The following is an 18,238-nucleotide window of genomic DNA, read 5'->3' on the forward strand; positions in this document are numbered from 1 at the left end:
CAGGGCGGTTTTCTGGAGGACTAATGGGTAAGGAACGGATACGCGTCAGATTAAGAGGATTTGACGTTGAGTTGATTGACCAGAGTGCTAAGGCCATTGTTCAGGCCGTTCAGAAACAAGGAAGTAAAGTTTCTGGACCGATCCCTCTGCCTACACGGATCAATAAGTACACTGTGTTGAAATCAACTTTTGTTAATAAGAAGTCTAGAGAGCAGTTCGAAATGCGAACTCACAAAAGACTTATAGATATTTTAGAGCCAACCTCTGCTGTAATGGATGCTCTTATGAAACTCGAGCTGCCCGCTGGAGTGGATGTAGAGATCAAGCAGTAAGTAAGAATTGTTGAGGTATTAGATGATTGGTTTAATTGGCAAAAAAGCCGGAATGACGCAGGTGTTTGATTCTGAAGGAACACTGACTCCTGTTACTGTTATTAAGGTTGAGCCTAATGTAGTAGTAGCCAATAGAACTGTAGAAAAAGATGGCTACAGCGCGGTTGTTCTTGGGTCTGTTGAAATGAAAGCTAACCACGTAAGTAAACCTTACGCTGGACAGTTTAAGGAAAACGTAACACCAAAGAAACTTGTTATGGAACTGCGTAATTTTGAGAAAGAATGTAATGTTGGCGATTCTTTCGGTGTTGAATTGATGGAAAGTTTTTCCTACGTTGACGTGATCGGAACATCTAAGGGAAAAGGTTTCCAGGGTGTAATGAAACGTCACAATTTTAGTGGAGGCCGTGCCACACACGGTTCAAAATTCCATAGAGTTGGTGGTTCAACCGGTATGGCCGCTTACCCTTCAAAAGTAATTAAGGGAACTAAGATGGCCGGACGTATGGGCGGAGAGAGAAAAACCGTTCAGAACCTGGAAGTAGTAAAAATAGATGCTGAAAAGAATGTTGTATTGGTGAAGGGTGCTGTACCCGGTACGAAAGACAGTGTTGTTTTAGTACGTAACGCCAAGAAAAAATAGAGGATTATTATGGACAGAAAAGTCTTTTCAATTGATGGAAAAGAGCTGCGGACAATAACTCTTGAAGATTCAGTATTTGCACGTGAAGTAAGCGATGGTTCTATTTACAACGCCATCAAAAATGAGCTTGCTAATAAAAGAGTTGGAACAGCCAGCACACTTACCAGAAGTGAAGTAAGAGGAACAACAGCTAAGCCGTGGAGACAGAAAGGAACTGGTAGAGCCAGAGCCGGACGTAGAAGATCTCCTGTATGGGTTGGTGGAAGTGTAGTTTTCGGGCCTAAGCCTAGAGATTACAGCTATGTTCTTCCGAAAAAAGTAAAGCAGTTAGCTATGAAATCCATACTGAGTCTTAAAGCTCAGGATGAGAATACATTTAGAATTATTGAAGATTTTACGGTTGATTCCGGAAAAACTAAAGATTTTAAAGCCATTCTGACAGCTTTGGTAAATGATGAAAAAACTGTTGTTGTTCTTAAGGACGACGACAAAAAAATCAGACAGGCAGGTCGCAACCTTCCCAATGTCAGATTCCTTTCTTACAACAGACTGAGTGCACACACTCTGTTTTACGGTAAGAATGTTCTGGTACTTGAAGGTGCTGCTTCGAAGCTGAATGAATTTTATGGTGGATGAGGTTGAGTATGGAACCCTATAAAGTAATTATAGAACCTGTTCTGACAGAAAAATCTAATGTTCTCCGTGATGGTGAATCTAAGAAGTATGTCTTTAAGGTTGATAAGAAAGCGAATAAGATCCAGATAGTAGGTGCAGTTAAAGAACTGTTCTCTGTTAATCCTGTTAGCTGTAATATTGTGAATGTTCGTGGTAAGAAAAAAGCGAACACTCCTATTTCAGCTTCCAGCTTTAAAAGAGGATTTGGTAAAACAGCATCCTGGAAGAAAGCAATTGTAACTCTTGCCAAAGGTGAGAAGATCGATGCTTTTGAAGGCGTTTAAGGTAGGAGAATTTCTGTGGGTATAAAAACGTATAATCCAAGGACACCGTCCCAGAGATACAGACAGAGTTTGACTTTTGATGGAATCACCAGAAGCCAGCCCGAAAAGTCTCTCTCTTCCGGTAAGTCTTCAAAAGCCGGTCGTGGAGCCGGAGGACGGATTAGTGTACGCCGCCGTGGTGGTGGACATAAAAGAAAATACAGAGAGATCGATTTCAGACGTAATAAGTTTGATATCCCCGGTAAGGTTGCTCAGATCGAATACGATCCGAACAGATCTGCCAATATCGCTCTGATTCATTACGCCGACGGTGAAAAACGCTACATTGTAGCTGCCAAGGGTGTGGAAGTAGGAACTGTTCTATTTAATGGTCCCAACTCTCCTATTGAAGTCGGAAACGCACTTCCCCTTGAAAACATTCCCGTAGGTCGTCTTGTACACTGTATTGAGCTTCAGCTCGGTCGTGGTGCTCAGATGGTAAGAACTGCCGGTGGTGGTGCGCTTATCGCTGCAAAAGAAGGTAATTATGTAACAATAAAAATGCCTTCCGGAGAAATGCGCCTTGTTTTAAACAAGTGTATGGCAACCATTGGTGAAATCGGAAACGAAGATCACATGAATGTGAAAATCGGTAAAGCCGGTAGATCCAGATGGATGGGCAAAAGACCTAAGGTAAGAGGTGTTGTTATGAACCCGGTTGATCACCCCCATGGTGGTGGTGAAGGTAAGACTTCCGGTGGACGTCATCCTGTTTCCCCCTGGGGAAAGCCGACCAAGGGTTTCAAGACAAGGAAGAAACATAAGAACTCTGACAATTTTATTGTCAAGAGACGGAAATAGGAGTAAAACGTGTCTAGATCAATTAAAAAGGGACCGTTTATTGCCAAAAGCCTGTATAAAAAGATCATTGAACAGAATAAGTCTGGTTCTAAGAAAGCTATGGTTAAAACCTACAGCAGAACCTCCACTATTATTCCTGAGATGGTCGGTATGACAGTGTCAGTTTATAACGGCAAAACATGGGTTCCTGTATATGTAACAGAAAATCTTGTTGGTCATAAACTTGGTGAATTTGCTCCAACCAGAATGTTCAGAGGACATGCTGGTTCCGACAAGAAATCTAAAAGGTAGGTGAGTGATGGAAGCAAAGAAAGGTTATAAAGCCATAGCTAAGAATTTGCCTATGTCTCCCACTAAGATCAGACCTATTGCTGATAATATTAGAAGGAAACCTTATTCTGAAGCGGTTGCGATTCTTGAGAATCTGCCTAACAAAGGCGCTAAACTGCTGATCAAGGTAGTCAAATCTGCTGCAGCTAATGCATTGAATCAGAACAACATGCTTGATGAAGATTCATTGTATATTGCTGAACTGCTTATTGATGGTGGACCCATTCAGAAAAGAATGTGGCCCCGTTCAAGAGGTAGAGCTGACAGACTGCTTAAAAGATCTTCACATATTTCTGTGGTAGTAGATGAATTAGGAAGTACGGGGGAATAAATGGGACAGAAAGTAAACCCTTACGGTCTCAGACTGGGTATTAATAAAACTTGGAAGTCAAAATGGTATGTTGACCCCAGAGATTATGCTAATTGTCTGCATGAAGATCTGGCGCTTCGGAAAGCCCTTATGGACAGCCCTGAAGCACGCGGTGCTGAAATTGGTGATATTGAAATCATCAGACAGCCCCAGCGCATTACTATGATGATTTACACAGCAAGACCTGGTGTGATCATTGGTACAAAGGGTGCCAACATTGAAAAAATCGGTCAGGCTCTCCAGAAGCTGACAGACAAGAAAATTCAGGTAAAAATCAAAGAAGTGAAGAAGCCCGAGGCTAACGCACAGATTGTTGCTCTGAACATTGCCCGTCAGTTGAAAGGACGTGTTGCCTTCAGAAGAGTTCTGAAGATGACTGCATCCAATTCAATGAAGTCCGGTGTGAAAGGAATCAAAATTAAGATTTCCGGAAGACTTGGTGGAGCTGAAATGGCCAGAACTCAGGAAGTAAAAGAGGGACGTATTCCTCTTCATACTCTCAGAGCTGATATCGATTACGGATTTGCGGAAGCAAATACAACATTCGGTAAGATCGGAGTTAAAGTCTGGGTTTTCAAAGGCGAAGTTTACGGACATGAACAGAAAGATGACGCCGGACTTCTGGTTAGCAGAAACCAGAGAGACAAGGCTTCAAGGAGCTAAGAGATGCTGAGTCCTAAGAAAACCAAATATAGAAAACAAATGAGAGGCGGACCTCTTAGAGGGAACGCCACCAGAGGTAATACAATTGCTTTCGGCGAATGCGGATTGGTAGCTCTGGATAACAAGTGGATTACTGCTAGACAGATTGAAGCTGCTCGTGTTGCCATGACTAGGCACATTAAGAGAGGCGGTAAGGTCTGGATCAGAATCTTTCCTGATATCCCTTATACCAAAAAGCCTGCTGAAACTCGAATGGGTAAAGGTAAAGGTAACCCCGAAAAATGGGTTGCTGAAGTTAAGCCCGGGACTGTTATGTTTGAAATCGGTGGTGTTGACAAAGACCTGGCTAAAAGAGCCATGGAACTTGCCGGCAGCAAACTGCCTATTAAAACTAAGTTCGTCTATAAGGAGGCGAGATAGTCATGAAAGAACGTTTCAATGATCTGTCAGTTGAAGAGCTTATCGCCAAACGCGAAGAACTTAGCAACAAGCTACAGAAAATGAGATTTGATATGGTTCTGGGACATGTAGAAAATCGGATGGATAAAAGAAATCTGAGAAGAAGCATTGCCCGTTTGAACACAATGGTTAACGAGTTTGATCTCGGAATCAGGAAGGCGTAGTGATGGAAAAAGCCCAGAAGACTAATAAAAAAGTTTTAACCGGCGTAGTTGTCAGTGACAAGATGGAAAAGACAGTTGTTGTACAGATTACAACTAAAAAACTGCATCCTCTGTACAAAAAGTACATTACTAGTTCGGTTAAATACAAAGCACATGATGAAAAAAATGATGCTAATATCGGTGATACAGTCAACATTGTAGAATGTAGACCTATCAGTAAAGATAAGTGCTGGTCTCTTCAGGAAATCCTTGAGAGAGCCAAATAACACCGGAGGATATAAATGATTCAGGATAATACATATTTGAATGTAGCTGATAACTCTGGTGCTAAAAAGGTACAGTGTATCAAGGTTCTCGGCGGAAGTCATAGAAGATATGCCAGTGTTGGCGATATTATTGTCGTGGCTGTTAAAGACGCAATTCCCCATGCCCCCATTAAAAAGGGTGAGGTGAAGAAGGCTGTTATTGTAAGAACGCACAAAGAATACAGACGTCCCGACGGAACATATATCCGTTTTGATGACAATGCCTGTGTGATTGTAGATGCAAACCTTGCACCAGTTGGTAAGCGTATTTTTGGCCCCGTAGCAAGAGAACTTAGAGATGCCGATTTTATGAAAATTGTATCTTTAGCACCCGAAGTTCTTTAGGAGTGTAAGAAGATGGCTGAAGTGAAATATAAGATTAAAAAGGGTGATCAGGTACAGATTATTGCTGGCAAAGACAGTGGTAAATCAGGCCGAGTCCTTAAAATCCAGAGAGATACCGGCCGGGCTATTATTGAAGGTTTGAATATGGTCAAAAAGGCCCAGAAACCTAAAGCTCAGGGCGAGAAGGGCAGCATCATTGAACTTGAAGCTGCTATCGATCTCTCTAATGTACAGCTTCTCTGCAAGAAATGCGGACCCACCAGGGTTGGTATCAAGGTAGACGGAGATAGTAAAGTAAGAGTTTGCAAGAAATGTGGAGAAGCTTTATAATGGCGAATACACCAAGATTAAAAACTGTTTATACAGAAAAGATCGCTCAGGAACTTTTTTCTGAGTTTGGCTATAAGTCAAAAATGCAGATTCCCAAGATTGAAAAGGTTGTTGTAAGCATGGGAGTTGGTGAGGCAATCGCTAACAAAAAGCTTCTTGAATCTGCTGTGGAAGAATTGACTCTGATCACTGGTCAGAAAGTCATGAAAACTAAAGCAAGAAAATCTATTGCGAACTTCAAGGTTCGTGAAGGACAGGAGATTGGTGCAAAAGTTACTCTGAGAGGAGTAAAAATGTACGAATTCCTGGATCGTCTGATCAATATTTCCCTCCCCCGTGTAAAGGACTTTAGAGGTGTAAATCCTAAAGCTTTCGACGGAAGAGGAAATTATTCTCTGGGAATTACAGAGCAGATTATTTTTCCGGAAATTGACTACGATAAGATTGAGCAGATCAACGGTCTAAACGTAGCCATTGTAACAACGGCTGGTACCGATGACGAAGCAAGATCTCTTCTTGCCAAGTTCGGCATGCCTTTCAGGAAATAGGAGTTTATAGATGGCAAAGAAATCTATGATCGTTAAATGTAATAGAAAACAGAAGTACAGTACCCGCGAGTATAACAGATGCAGAATCTGTGGAAGACCTCGTGGTTACATGAGAAAATTTGAAATGTGCAGAATCTGTTTTCGTAAGCTTGCTAACGAAGGTTTGATTCCCGGCGTTACAAAATCTAGCTGGTAGGAGAGTATAAATGAGTTGTTCAGATCCTGTAGCGGATATGCTCACAAAAATTAGAAATGCCAGCAGGGCTAAATTTGAGAAGGTAGATATTGTACCTTCCAAGCTAAAGCTGGAAATTATTAAAATTCTTAAGAATGAAGGATTCGTCAAGAATTTCAAGAAAGTAACATTGGATGATGAAAGTATTATCCGTGTTTTCTTGAAATATGACGATTCAGAAAATCCGATTATTCACGGAATCCAGTCTGTTTCTACCCCTGGTAGACGAGTTTATACAGGCTACAAGGATATGCCCCGTGTATTAAACGGATTCGGTACATTGATCGTTTCCACTTCAACTGGTGTGACAACTGGCAAAAAAGCCACTGTCGGGAAAGTTGGTGGTGAGATCATTTGTAAGGTCTGGTAAGGGGGAGAATTAATGTCTCGTATCGGTTTAAAACCATTAACAGTGCCTAAAAGTGTAACTGTTTCTGTTAAAGACAATATTTTGACCGTTAAAGGTGCTAAGGGTGAGTTAACCCAGCACTTTGAGCCTGAAGTCAGCTTTGAAATCAAAGATGATGTGGCAACTGTCAGTAGAAAAGATGATTCTAAAAGAGCCAAGTCCATGCATGGACTGTACAGAAAACTTCTGGAAAACATGGTGACTGGTGTAACAACCGGTTTTTCCAAGGCTCTTATTATCAATGGTGTTGGATACAGGGCTGAACTCAAGGGCAAAAGCCTTTTGATGAACCTGGGATTTTCAACTCAGATTGAATATGTGCTGCCTGAAGGTATCACTGCAGCCGTTGAGGGCAACAAGGTGACTGTTTCAGGTATATCCAAAGAAGTAGTCGGTCTTGCTGCCAGTGAAATCCGTGGACTTAGACCTCCCGAACCTTACAAGGGTAAGGGGATTAAATACGAAACAGAACATGTCAGACGTAAAGTCGGTAAGTCTGGTGTTAAATAGGTTGTAAATTATGGATAGAATTAAACAGAAGCAGTCCAAAAGACTGCAGAGAAAAAAACATGTCCGGAAGAAAATTTCCGGAACTGCTGAAAGACCCAGACTGACTGTTTTTAAGAGTAATAAAAATATCAGCCTCCAGGTAATTGATGATATTAAGGGTCACACCCTTCTTAGCGTATCTACTCTGGAAAAAGATTATACTGCTGTTAAAATCAACCTCGAAGGCGGATCTCAGTTGGGTAAAGTCATCGGCGAAAGAATGAAAGCTGCCGGTATCACTACTATTGTATTTGACCGTAATGGTTATATGTACCATGGTATTGTTAAAGCAATTGCAGAAGCAGCTAGAGCCGAAGGCATTCAGTTTTAAGAGGGTAAACAATGGCGTATGATAAAAGACAAAAAGAAGAAAAAGAATTTACCGAAAAACTCATCAGACTGAATCGTGTTTCTAAAGCCGTAAAAGGTGGACGAAAAATGTCATTCTCAGCTCTGATGGTAGTCGGAGACGGCAAAGGCCGTGTCGGTTACGGATTCGGTAAAGCAAATGATGTTGCGGAAGCTATCAGAAAGAGTGTTGAAAAAGCTAAGGGTAATCTTAGAACTATTCCTCTCAAGAAAGTAACAATTCCCCATGAAATCCTGGGTGAATTTAAAAGTGCTTCCGTTCTGCTGAAACCTGCTGCACCCGGTACCGGTATTATTGCTGGTGGACCTGTTCGTGCAATTATGGAAGCAGCTGGTATTCATGATATTCTTGCCAAGTCTCTTGGCTCAAAGAATACAATGAATATTGTTAAGAGCGTTTTCAACGGACTGGATAATCTTTTCGATGCCAAATCTGTTGCAGCCGGTCGCGGAAAAAAAATAAACGAACTGTGGGGTTGATATGGCGAAGACAAAAAGCATTCGCGTAAAACTTATACGCAGCACAATAGGCCGTAAACCTGAACAGAGGAAAACCGTCAAGGCTCTTGGTCTTGGTAAGCTCAACTCTGTAGTTGAAAAAGAAGCTACACCTTCTATTCTGGGAATGGTTAAGTCTATTTCCCACCTTGTTCAAGTTGAGGAGATCTAAGATGAGTAGCATTTTTGAACTCAAAGCCCCAAAGGGTGCCAATAAGAATAAAAAAGTCCTCGGTAGAGGACATGGTGCCGGTACCGGTAAAACTTCCGGTAGAGGTCACAAAGGTCAAAGATCCAGATCAGGTGGTAATGTTCGTCCCGGTTTTGAGGGTGGACAGATGCCGCTGTACAGAAGAGTTGCAGCCAGAGGATTCTCAAACTATATGTTTAAGAAATCCTATGTTCCTGTGAACCTTTTCCTTCTGGAAAAAAACTACAGTGACGGAGAAGTTGTTTCTCTTGAAACTTTGTTGAAAAAAGGCCTGATTAAAAAGTCTGAGAAGAATATTAAGATTCTCGGAAACGGTGAACTGAGCAAAAAACTCGAAGTTCAGATTGAAAAGGTTTCTGCCGGTGCTGTTGAGAAAATCGAGAAAGCCGGTGGCAAAATAGTTAATAAGTCAGATCAGGAATAGTTGGTAATATATGGCTGGTAATCCACTCTACGACATGTTTAAAGTAAAGGAACTTAGATATAAGATTTTCTTTACTCTGGGAATGCTGATAGTATTCAGACTAGGCGCAATCCTGCCCATTCCGGGTATTGATGCTTCTGCTCTCAGACTTTATTTTCTGAATCAGGCTTCAAGCGGTTCGGCAATGGGAATTACAGAATATCTGGATTTTTTTGCCGGGGGAGCGTTTAAAAACTTCTCTATTTTCATGCTTGGAATTATGCCTTATATCTCCATGTCCATCATCATGCAGCTTTTGCTGCTTGTTTTTCCCCGCTTGAAAAAGATTTCCGAGGAAGATGGCGGGAAAAAGAAGGTTCAGAAACTTATCCGTTACGGAACTGTAGCTGTCTGTATTATTCAGTCATATGCAGTAACCGTTTATGCAAGTAGAATACCTGATGCAATCATTCCCTCCATGGTCGGTTGGAAATATACCTTTGTTGCGATGTTAACTGTAACAACCGGTACTATGTTCCTCATGTGGATTGGTGAGCAGATTAACGCCAAAGGTATTGGTAATGGTATCTCATTGCTGATCTTTGCTGGTATTGTAGCTAGAATGCCTGGTGCATTCAGTATTTTGGGAAAAGAGATCCGCAGTGGAAATCTTAACCCTGTATTTGTAATTTTTGCTTTGCTCATGTTCGTCGGTATCATTATGCTGGTGATCTACGAACAACAGGGGCAGAGAAAAATCCCTGTGAATTATGCAAAGAGGATTGTTGGTCGAAGGATCTATGGTGCACAGAACACCTACATCCCAATTAAGATCAACCCCAGTGGAGTAATCCCTGTAATCTTTGCTTCTTCTATTCTGACATTCCCCCTTCAGATAGCAGGGACCCTTGGAAGCAGTAGTAAAGCATGGTCGGCAGTCGCCACTTGGTTAAGACCCAATGGCGGACCCTATCTTGTTATGTATACACTGTTAATTGTCTTTTTTGCCTACTTTTATACACAGGTTTCTATGAATCCTATTGAAATTGCTCGGCAAATAAGGGAAAATGGCGGTTCAATCCCGGGGATCCGGTCGGAGAACATGGAAGAGTATCTTACTAAGATCCTTAACCGTATTGTTTTACCCGGTTCAATGTTCCTGGCTTTGATAGCTTTAATTCCTTCTATTATTATTAACCTGTTTGGATTCCCGCAGCAGGTTGCCTACTTAATGGGAGGTACTTCGTTATTGATTATGGTCGGAGTCGACTTGGACACAATGAGCCAGATTGAAGGTCATCTTAAGATGCACCACCATGATGGACTTGTGAAACGAGGGAAATTGAAAACTAGGAACCTATAAGAGGTAAATTATGAAGGTTAGAGCAAGTGTTAAACCTATGTGTGATAAATGTAAGGTAATCAGGAGACGTGGTGTCCTGAGAATCATATGTGAAAATCCTAAACACAAACAGAGACAGAAGTAGGAGGTCCATAAGTGGCTCGTATTGCAGGTATTGATCTGCCCAACAAGCATACAGATATTGCATTGACATATATCTTCGGTATAGGTAGAACCTCTGCTAAAGTAATCTGTGCTAAGACAGGTGTAGATCCAGAAAAAAGAATTAATGAACTTTCCGGTGAAGAAGTTAATGAACTTCGTAAACTCATCGAGAGTGAATATAAGGTTGAAGGTCGTCTGAGATCTGAGGTTGCCTTGAATATCAAGCGCCTGATGGATATCGGATGTTACCGGGGTCTTCGTCATAGAAGAAGTCTGCCCGTTAACGGTCAGAGAACCAAGACAAACGCCCGTACCCGTAAGGGTAAGGTCAAAACCGTTGCTAAGAAAAAGAAATAGAACGGTTGGAGGTTTAAAAATTGGCTAAGACAAAGAAAAGAAAAGAAAAGAAAAGTATTTATGAAGGTAATGTTTATATTCAGGCAACCTTCAATAATACTATCGTTACAATTACTGATCTGAAGGGAAACGCAGTTTCCTGGAGTAGTGCTGGTTCTCTTGGGTTCAAGGGTGCTAAGAAGTCTACTCCTTATGCAGCTCAGACCACCGCTGAAACAGCAGCCAACAGAGCCCTTGATTTTGGGCTTAAGGAAGTTAACGTATTCGTTAAAGGTCCTGGTGTTGGTAGGGAATCTGCAATCAGGTCCCTTGGTGGACTGGGTCTTCGGGTAAAATCCATCAGGGATATTACTCCTATCCCCCATAATGGATGCCGTCCCAAAAAGAGCAGAAGAGTATAATACTTGAAGCAGGTTGAACATTACCGGTTTGATTTATCAGACCGGTTGTTCGCTTATTGTAGTAAGGAGCAGAAATGGCACGTAAAAACCTATTGAAGGGATTTAAACGACCAAAAGGAATCACCTTTGAACATGGTGAGCAGGAGTCCGGTTACGGTAAATTCATGGCTTATCCCTTTGAAAGAGGATATGGAGCAACAATCGGTAATTCATTACGTCGGATTTTGCTTTCCTCTATTCAGGGATACGCTATTACCGCCGTAAGAGTCACCAGTTACAACAAGGACGGAAACGCCCATGTTATAACCAGTGAGTTTGAGTCCATTCCCGAAGTCGTAGAAGATACACCCGAACTGATCAGTAATTTAAAATCTCTGCAATTAAACCTTCCTGAAGATATTGAAGAGAAAACAATTCTTATCGAATGGAAAGGTGTTGGTGAAATGACAGGTGCCGATCTTGAGAAAGATGGTGTTACTGTCACTAACAAAGACCTTAAGATTTGTACAATGATGGAAGACGCTGATCTCGAATTCGAGATCCAGATTGACCTTGGAAGGGGTTATGTTCCTTCTGAGTTGAATGAGAAATACATTGATGTTGTGGGAACTATTCCTGTTGACTCAATCTTTTCTCCTATCAAAAAAGTACGTTACGAGGTAGAGAATACACGTGTTGGTCAGAGATCGGATTATGATAAATTAATCCTTGAAATCTGGACAGACGGTACTATCTCTCCTGAAGACGCTCTTGCTGAGTCAGCTAAGATTGCAAAAGATCATTTCACAATTTTCATTAATTTTGATGAAGATGATGTGGTTGGTGATGATGAAGTAGACGAAGAAGAAGAAAGAGTTAAGGCTCTTCTGGATACTCCAGTTGAAGAGCTGGAATTGTCAGTTCGTTCAAGTAATTGTCTTAAGAACGCTAACATCAAAACAATTGGTGATCTGACCAGAAGAACAGAAGAAGATATTGCAAAAACCAGAAACTTCGGTAAAAAATCCCTGATGGAAATCAAGGAAAAACTGAAGGAATGGAATCTTTCTCTGGGCATGGTTGATTACAGTGTTTTGAAAAAAACAATTAAACTTGAGAATAATAAGGAAGATTAGTCATGCATAACAGAGTTGGTTTTAATAGGCTCGGCCGTAAAGCCAGTCATAGAAAAGCACTTCGCAGAAACATGGTCACTTCTCTTTTTAAACATGAGAGAATTCAGACCACTAAAACGAAAGCACTTGAAATCAGAAAAACTGCTGAGAAGATGATTACCAGAGCCAAAGAAGACTCTGTACACAATCGTCGTATCGTAGCAAAGAATATCAAAGATAAGGATATTCTTAACAAACTGTTCACCGAAATAGCACCCCGCTTTACTGAAAGACCCGGTGGATATACAAGAATTCTGAAGATGGGATTCCGAAAGGGTGACGCTGCAGAAATGGTTCTACTGGAACTTGTTGAGAAAGCAGACGCTCCTGTTGAGAAAAAAGAAAAGAAAGAAGCTAAAAAAGAATCTTAGGATTCAATGATTCTGCATTCAGGATTCTTTTATGAACGATTTAATTGAATCATCCTAATGTAAAGTTTAATAAGTTTCGATATTAATAAGGAAGGTTTGTCTCGTCGTGAGATAATCTTCCTTATTTTTTTTGGTAAAAAAACTGAATGCGAATAATATACAAAATTTTTACAGCTTTATTAGTCTCATTGTTTCTTGTTAGCGGACTTAGCTATTTTGCATTTACCGGAGCTTTCGAAAATATCGAAACCCAGTATTTCAGCCAGCGAATATTAAAGAGTCAGCAGGAACGCCAGATCATGAACAGTCAGTTGGTATCTGATTATCATGAAGCCAATGCTGAGCGTATTCAGAGCTTTCTAGATCTCGAGTTTCTGAAAAATGTATTTGATCCCAGTCAGGAAAGAGCTGATATCGTTGCCAGAACAAATCTCTTTGGTCGCATTTCCGATGAGTTGACCGGATTTCAGAATATCAGAATCATAGATAGCAATAAACTCAACATCCTTTATAGTACCCTTGCTGTCGATATCAAGCAGAAGGGTAGTACCAGAATCCTTTACAATCTATGGAAAGACAGCCCTGACTTTAACGCGGCCCTGGTCTTTATGGATTCAAAAGAGAGTGAACCAGCCTTCAGTTATGATGTAGAGAGCAGCAGAATACTTTATTCCTTCCCTGCAATAGATCAGTACGGTCTGTTTCAGGGTACTGCGGTTGTGGATTTTTCCATCGGAGGACTTCAGGATTATCTGTACAGGCATGGTGGTATCTCAGATATCAACAGGCTCTTTATTCTTGAGAGCGATGTTCTTATTTATAATCTGAGCTATGAACAGCTTAATCTTCTTGCTGATAATATTGCGTCTTTCAGAATCAATGCAGGTAAATCTGATTTCATACAGAAGACTGCAGAGTCTGAAGGTCAGGAATTCTATCTTATACAAACTGTTGATTCAGAGGGCATATATTCAGTAGCTGGTATCTCCGGTTCAGAGCTGCTTCTAAATGATGAATATCGAATACTCTTACTCCTGTCCATATTTGTAACTCTCTTTCTCCTTCTTTTTCTGATACTGAATATCAAACAGAATCAGGAACTGATACTTAAAAAGAAAATAAAGAAATTTCAGCTGACTTTCCTTCGGGATCTCCTTGAAGCAGAAGATGAAATTAACTGGGAAAAATATGAGCTTGAACTGAACTCTCGGAAGGAAGAAGTAAGGAAAGAGATACTCAATGGTATTTCTGATAAGTTCAAAAAGAATAAGATCGATGAAATAGATGAACTTCTGAACAAGAGCTGGGATGAGATTATCCGTTTTCTTGTCAGCAAAAAAGATGAACAGAAAGAAGAACCCAGTTTCACTGTCACTGATCTTGAGAGGATGATTAAGTCCGCATTAAGTAATGCTCATTTTACTGTGGAAAATGCTGATGTTCAGAATGTTAATACTATTGCAGCACCGGTAGCCCCTGTAGGGCGAAAGAAAATGCAGCCTGTTGAAGTTGAAGAACTTGATGAGCTGGACGATGTAGAAGAGCTCGATGAAGTTGAAGAATTGGAAGATATGGGATCTTCAAATGGTATTCCTGCAGGTGCAAAACCTGTTGAAGTGGAAGAACTAGATGAATTTGATGATGCTGATGAGCTTGATGAACTCGAAGAGCTTGATGATGAAGAATCAGCCAGTCTCATACCCGCCGGTGCCAGACCGGTAGATGTTGAAGATATAGGTGAATTTGACGGCATTGATGAGACCGAGGATCTTGAAGAGCTTGAAGAGCTTGAAGAACTTGAAGAACTTGAAGAACTTGAAGAACTTGAAGAACTTGAAGAACTTGAAGAACTTGCCGAGCAGTCCGTTGATGCTGAACAACCTGTTGAAGTAGAGGAACTTGATGTTCTTGAAGATACCGAGAATCTGGATGATTTTGAAGAAATAGATGAACTTGAAGAGTTCGACGAAGCAGAGGAATCTGTATCTGAATTTGATGAGGATAGTGGAGAAACTCTGGATGATCTGGAAGAGATAGAAGATGATTCAGCTTTACCTGAACAGGCAGAAGAGCTTGAAGAGCTTGAAGACGCTGTTATAGAGGATTTCCTTGCACCTCTGGCGGACCTTGCAGTAGCTGTCTTTGCTGAGGAACTGAGTGAAAAAGACTCTGAACAGGAACTATCTGATACCCTGGAATCTGCAGAGGAAGAACCTTCTGTAGAACCAGTTCGTCCGGATAAGGATAAAGCAGCAGCTCCTAAAGATACACAGGATTCCCAGATGATAGATCTGGATGAAGTGGGCAGTCAGTTCAGTATCAACAGCCTTATAGACTCAATGGATGTTGATTCAATTTCCAAAAATCTTGAAATTCGCTATAACCAGTATCTTAATGAAACAGATACTTCACCAGTTGAAGATAATGTTGATGAACTGCAGTCTCAAGTAGAACTGAAGACTCTTCCTGTGGAAGAAGCTGATACCGAAGACCTTGATAAGCTCCCTGTTGCCTTTGATGAATCTGAAGAAGAGGATCTGATAGAACTGGATCTGCTTGATAACCTCTCTCTTTTCGGTCTCGATCTCACAGGAGGATATTCAATGAATCAAAAGGATATTATAAAGAAGAAGCAGCAGATGGATAGTGTTGATGATGCTGAATCTGTGGGTACTGTGGCAACACTTACTAAAGAGACTGAAGAATTGGTAAATAGTGAAGATGACGGCCTGATTGAGCTGGATATTATCAGTCCTCATGAGTATTATAATGATTCAAAATATAAGAGTTATGATTCTGTGGAAACCGCAGTTATTGATAATATCGAAGAACCTGCCTGGGGAGATGATATGAGTACAGATAAGGATAGTGATGCTCCTGCAGATGATCTAACAGGCGGTAATGAAGAACTGAACGAAGTCGAAGAACTGGATGAAGTCGAAGATCTGGATGAAGTCGAAGATCTGGATGAAGTCGAAGAACTGGACGAAGTCGAAGAACTGGACGAAGTCGAAGATCTGGACGAAGTCGAAGATCTGGACGAAGTCGAAGATCTGGACGAAGTCGAAGATCTGGAAGAGCTGGATGAACTTGAAGAACTCGAAGAGATGGAAGAAGTCGAAGAGTTAAAAGTAGTCGTTCCTCCGCTATCTGTCAGTTTTACTGAGTACCTCAGTAAAGCCGGACTAGATATCAAAGAAGAGCCCGAATCAGACGAAGAAGATGCTCATGTTGAAGAAGATGATGGTAAGATAACCTCAGAATCGTTTATGCAGGGAATGGGTGGACTCGTTCAGAACCTGGCAGATGATCTGCTGCCTCCTCTGGAAGAAGAGCCCGAAGTTGAACATTATACAATAAAAGATGAAGTCGCACGTCTGGAAATGACTGAAAAGGGTCTTGATTTTGATAGATTCAGAAGTCATTACCGTGAAGGTTCTCTCGGTCTGCTAAAGGCACTGCGTGATCTGACAAGAGAATATAAAGCCCTGAGTGGTATCCTTATGAAAAAATCTGGAAAAGGGCTTATTCCTGTTCATTCAATCGGTATTAATGAAGACGGTGTAGACAGTCTGAGCAGTGATGATATTTCATCTCTCTTTGGATCTATGACCTCGGATAACAAGCTCGTGTACATTAAGAATAAAGACCATGAATCCTTAGCCGGAGCACTGGCACATCCCGATTTTAATCTTTTTCAATGCTGGGTTTTGATGCCACTGGAGAGTAAAGAAGGGATTGATTATGCTCTTCTTGGATACAAGGATTCCAAACAGTCATTTCTTAATGAGATTCTTTAATCAACTCTATAGATGCAGCTGGTTTACTTCTCATTGATAATGAAGAACTTATGTGATCAGCTGCTGATTTATGATGTTTTAATGGAAATACTTTGACTTGACAAATAGGTCTTTACTTATATAATCATATTATCTTGTAAGATTAGGGGGAATAATGGATCTTATATATATGATAGCTCTTCCCCTCGTTGGATTAGTATTAGGTTGGACAATAAGATGGCTTTATGCCAGATATCAGCTCTCTTCTTCAGAGCAGAAATCGTTAAGAGTAAAACAGGACGCAGTTAAAGAGGCAGAACAAGAAAAAAAATCTATCTTGCTGGAAGCACAGAATCAGATTATGAAGGAACGTCGTCAACTGGAGAAAGAAAACCGGGATAGACGCAATGATGTTCAGAAATATGAACGTAGAGTGCAACAAAAAGAAGATAACCTTGATAAAAAGACTGCGTTGCTTGAACAGAAACAGGCAGCGATTAACGATCAGGAAGAGGCTCTTGTAGGCAGAGAAGAATCTGTTACCGCGGAGGAATCCCGATGGCAGACTGAGCTCGAAAGAATCTCAGGTTTAACCAAAGACGAGGCGAAGAAATTAATTATCCAGAGTCTGGAAAATGAAGCAAAACATGATGCTCAGGCACTGGTTAATAAGATTGAACAGGAAGCGAATCTCACGGCTGAGAAGAAGGCCAGAGATGTCATAATTACTACAATTCAGCGTCTGGCGACAGATGTAAGCACAGAAATTACTGTGACTTCCGTCAGTCTGCCCAATGATGAAATGAAGGGTAGAATCATCGGTCGTGAAGGCCGTAATATCAGAACTCTCGAGACACTGACAGGTGTGGATATCATTATTGATGATACTCCTGAAGCTGTTGTGATCTCATGTTTTGATCCGATTAGAAAAGTGATCGCTAAGATCGCTCTGGAAAGACTGATAGCCGACGGCAGAATCCATCCCGCAAGGATTGAGGAAGTTGTACAGAAGGTGACGAAAGAAATCAGTCAGACTATTTATGAAGAGGGTGAAAAGGTTCTCTTCGATCTGGGTATTCATAATGTCCGGCCCGAAGGTATCAGAGCTCTCGGTCGTCTGCATTTCAGAACCAGTTATGGTCAGAATGTACTTTCTCATTCCAAGGAAGTTGCTGTCATTGCCGGTATGATCGCCTCTGAAGTAGGTGCTGATGCAGAACTTGCCAAGAGAGGAGCTTTGCTCCACGATATCGGTAAGGGACTTGAAACTGATGGTGATGTGAATCATGCGGAGCTGGGTGCAGAACTCTGTAAACGTATGAATGAAGATCCCCGGGTTATTAATGCTGTAGGTGCTCATCACAATGATATTGAGATAACTTCAGTGGAGGGAATCATTGTTCAGGTGGCGGATGCTATTTCAGCAGCCAGACCCGGAGCTAGACGTGAGACTCTTGATAACTATATCAAGCGACTTGAAAACCTTGAGAAGATCGCAATGAGCTTCGAGGGTGTTGAAAAGGTATTTGCTATTCAGGCTGGACGAGAGCTGAGAATCATGGTCAATAATGACAAAATTGATGATTCCAAAGCACAGATCCTTGCTAAAGATATTGCAAAGCAGATTGAAAATGAACTTAAGTATCCCGGACGTATCCGGGTCACCATAATTCGCGAAACAAGGGCCGTTGAATACGCCCGTTAGGA

General features: G+C 41.2%; 29 protein-coding genes. All 29 read left to right on the forward strand.

What is annotated here, in order from left to right; genetic code table 11:
* Positions 1–23 precede the first annotated feature (23 nt).
* Positions 24–332 carry a 30S ribosomal protein S10 gene (gene rpsJ, locus DV872_RS15895; RefSeq protein WP_114630937.1) on the forward strand — a complete coding sequence of 103 codons (309 nt, stop codon included), beginning with the start codon at positions 24–26 and terminating at the stop codon, positions 330–332.
* 22 nt (positions 333–354) lie between these two features.
* A complete protein-coding gene (gene rplC, locus DV872_RS15900; protein ID WP_114630938.1) occupies positions 355–975 on the forward strand; it encodes a 50S ribosomal protein L3 in 621 nt (206 codons plus the stop codon).
* 9 nt (positions 976–984) lie between these two features.
* On the forward strand, positions 985–1,611 hold the full coding sequence (gene rplD, locus DV872_RS15905) for a 50S ribosomal protein L4 (RefSeq protein WP_114630939.1): 627 nt from the start codon (positions 985–987) through the stop codon (positions 1,609–1,611).
* 8 nt (positions 1,612–1,619) lie between these two features.
* Entirely contained in the window at positions 1,620–1,934 is a 315-nt protein-coding gene (gene rplW, locus DV872_RS15910) for a 50S ribosomal protein L23 (protein ID WP_114630940.1), read from the forward strand.
* A gap of 15 nt (positions 1,935–1,949) precedes the next feature.
* Complete coding sequence (gene rplB, locus DV872_RS15915; RefSeq protein ID WP_114630941.1) at positions 1,950–2,774, forward strand: 50S ribosomal protein L2; 825 nt, start codon at positions 1,950–1,952, stop codon at positions 2,772–2,774.
* Between the two features lie 9 nt (positions 2,775–2,783).
* Positions 2,784–3,065: a 30S ribosomal protein S19 gene (gene rpsS, locus DV872_RS15920; protein ID WP_114630942.1), complete on the forward strand. Its 282-nt coding sequence runs from the start codon at positions 2,784–2,786 to the stop codon at positions 3,063–3,065.
* Between the two features lie 7 nt (positions 3,066–3,072).
* Positions 3,073–3,435 (forward strand): 50S ribosomal protein L22, encoded by a 363-nt coding sequence (rplV, locus tag DV872_RS15925; RefSeq protein ID WP_114630943.1) that lies wholly within the window; start codon positions 3,073–3,075, stop codon positions 3,433–3,435.
* Positions 3,436–4,137 (forward strand): 30S ribosomal protein S3, encoded by a 702-nt coding sequence (gene rpsC, locus DV872_RS15930; RefSeq protein WP_114630944.1) that lies wholly within the window; start codon positions 3,436–3,438, stop codon positions 4,135–4,137.
* A gap of 3 nt (positions 4,138–4,140) precedes the next feature.
* Positions 4,141–4,557, forward strand: coding sequence for a 50S ribosomal protein L16 (rplP, locus tag DV872_RS15935; RefSeq protein WP_114630945.1), 417 nt, complete (start codon positions 4,141–4,143; stop codon positions 4,555–4,557).
* Positions 4,558–4,559: 2 nt separating this feature from the next.
* Positions 4,560–4,760, forward strand: a complete 201-nt coding sequence (rpmC, locus tag DV872_RS15940) for a 50S ribosomal protein L29 (RefSeq protein ID WP_114630946.1) — start codon at positions 4,560–4,562, stop codon at positions 4,758–4,760.
* Positions 4,761–4,762: 2 nt separating this feature from the next.
* Complete coding sequence (rpsQ, locus tag DV872_RS15945) at positions 4,763–5,026, forward strand: 30S ribosomal protein S17 (RefSeq protein ID WP_114630947.1); 264 nt, start codon at positions 4,763–4,765, stop codon at positions 5,024–5,026.
* 15 nt (positions 5,027–5,041) lie between these two features.
* Positions 5,042–5,410 carry a 50S ribosomal protein L14 gene (gene rplN / locus DV872_RS15950; protein ID WP_114630948.1) on the forward strand — a complete coding sequence of 123 codons (369 nt, stop codon included), beginning with the start codon at positions 5,042–5,044 and terminating at the stop codon, positions 5,408–5,410.
* Between the two features lie 12 nt (positions 5,411–5,422).
* Positions 5,423–5,740: a 50S ribosomal protein L24 gene (rplX, locus tag DV872_RS15955; protein ID WP_114630949.1), complete on the forward strand. Its 318-nt coding sequence runs from the start codon at positions 5,423–5,425 to the stop codon at positions 5,738–5,740.
* Positions 5,740–6,288, forward strand: coding sequence for a 50S ribosomal protein L5 (gene rplE, locus DV872_RS15960; RefSeq protein WP_114630950.1), 549 nt, complete (start codon positions 5,740–5,742; stop codon positions 6,286–6,288). Before rplX ends, rplE begins: the two co-directional genes overlap by 1 nt.
* A gap of 10 nt (positions 6,289–6,298) precedes the next feature.
* Positions 6,299–6,484 carry a type Z 30S ribosomal protein S14 gene (locus tag DV872_RS15965; RefSeq protein WP_114630951.1) on the forward strand — a complete coding sequence of 62 codons (186 nt, stop codon included), beginning with the start codon at positions 6,299–6,301 and terminating at the stop codon, positions 6,482–6,484.
* A gap of 10 nt (positions 6,485–6,494) precedes the next feature.
* Positions 6,495–6,893 (forward strand): 30S ribosomal protein S8, encoded by a 399-nt coding sequence (gene rpsH, locus DV872_RS15970; protein ID WP_114630952.1) that lies wholly within the window; start codon positions 6,495–6,497, stop codon positions 6,891–6,893.
* A gap of 12 nt (positions 6,894–6,905) precedes the next feature.
* Positions 6,906–7,442, forward strand: a complete 537-nt coding sequence (gene rplF / locus DV872_RS15975) for a 50S ribosomal protein L6 (RefSeq protein ID WP_114630953.1) — start codon at positions 6,906–6,908, stop codon at positions 7,440–7,442.
* A 10-nt stretch (positions 7,443–7,452) separates the two neighbouring features.
* On the forward strand, positions 7,453–7,812 hold the full coding sequence (gene rplR, locus DV872_RS15980) for a 50S ribosomal protein L18 (protein ID WP_114630954.1): 360 nt from the start codon (positions 7,453–7,455) through the stop codon (positions 7,810–7,812).
* An 11-nt stretch (positions 7,813–7,823) separates the two neighbouring features.
* Positions 7,824–8,330, forward strand: a complete 507-nt coding sequence (gene rpsE, locus DV872_RS15985) for a 30S ribosomal protein S5 (RefSeq protein ID WP_114630955.1) — start codon at positions 7,824–7,826, stop codon at positions 8,328–8,330.
* A 1-nt stretch (position 8,331) separates the two neighbouring features.
* The gene (gene rpmD / locus DV872_RS15990) at positions 8,332–8,520 is read left to right on the forward strand and encodes a 50S ribosomal protein L30 (protein WP_114630956.1); all 189 of its coding nucleotides are present in this window, start codon (positions 8,332–8,334) and stop codon (positions 8,518–8,520) included.
* Position 8,521: 1 nt separating this feature from the next.
* Positions 8,522–8,983 carry a 50S ribosomal protein L15 gene (gene rplO / locus DV872_RS15995; RefSeq protein ID WP_114630957.1) on the forward strand — a complete coding sequence of 154 codons (462 nt, stop codon included), beginning with the start codon at positions 8,522–8,524 and terminating at the stop codon, positions 8,981–8,983.
* Between the two features lie 10 nt (positions 8,984–8,993).
* Positions 8,994–10,325: a preprotein translocase subunit SecY gene (gene secY / locus DV872_RS16000; protein ID WP_114630958.1), complete on the forward strand. Its 1,332-nt coding sequence runs from the start codon at positions 8,994–8,996 to the stop codon at positions 10,323–10,325.
* A gap of 10 nt (positions 10,326–10,335) precedes the next feature.
* Positions 10,336–10,449 (forward strand): 50S ribosomal protein L36, encoded by a 114-nt coding sequence (rpmJ, locus tag DV872_RS16005; RefSeq protein WP_114630959.1) that lies wholly within the window; start codon positions 10,336–10,338, stop codon positions 10,447–10,449.
* Positions 10,450–10,460: 11 nt separating this feature from the next.
* Positions 10,461–10,826, forward strand: a complete 366-nt coding sequence (rpsM, locus tag DV872_RS16010; RefSeq protein ID WP_114630960.1) for a 30S ribosomal protein S13 — start codon at positions 10,461–10,463, stop codon at positions 10,824–10,826.
* Positions 10,827–10,846: 20 nt separating this feature from the next.
* Positions 10,847–11,227: a 30S ribosomal protein S11 gene (gene rpsK, locus DV872_RS16015; protein ID WP_114630961.1), complete on the forward strand. Its 381-nt coding sequence runs from the start codon at positions 10,847–10,849 to the stop codon at positions 11,225–11,227.
* Between the two features lie 74 nt (positions 11,228–11,301).
* On the forward strand, positions 11,302–12,342 hold the full coding sequence (locus DV872_RS16020) for a DNA-directed RNA polymerase subunit alpha (protein ID WP_114630962.1): 1,041 nt from the start codon (positions 11,302–11,304) through the stop codon (positions 12,340–12,342).
* 2 nt (positions 12,343–12,344) lie between these two features.
* The gene (gene rplQ / locus DV872_RS16025; RefSeq protein ID WP_114630963.1) at positions 12,345–12,752 is read left to right on the forward strand and encodes a 50S ribosomal protein L17; all 408 of its coding nucleotides are present in this window, start codon (positions 12,345–12,347) and stop codon (positions 12,750–12,752) included.
* 146 nt (positions 12,753–12,898) lie between these two features.
* Positions 12,899–16,552 (forward strand): hypothetical protein, encoded by a 3,654-nt coding sequence (locus tag DV872_RS26615; protein WP_158547007.1) that lies wholly within the window; start codon positions 12,899–12,901, stop codon positions 16,550–16,552.
* A gap of 154 nt (positions 16,553–16,706) precedes the next feature.
* Positions 16,707–18,236, forward strand: coding sequence for a ribonuclease Y (gene rny, locus DV872_RS16040; protein ID WP_114630964.1), 1,530 nt, complete (start codon positions 16,707–16,709; stop codon positions 18,234–18,236).
* Positions 18,237–18,238: the final 2 nt, after the last annotated feature.

The organism is Oceanispirochaeta sp. M1, from assembly GCF_003346715.1.
Classification (GTDB): domain Bacteria; phylum Spirochaetota; class Spirochaetia; order DSM-2461; family DSM-2461; genus Oceanispirochaeta.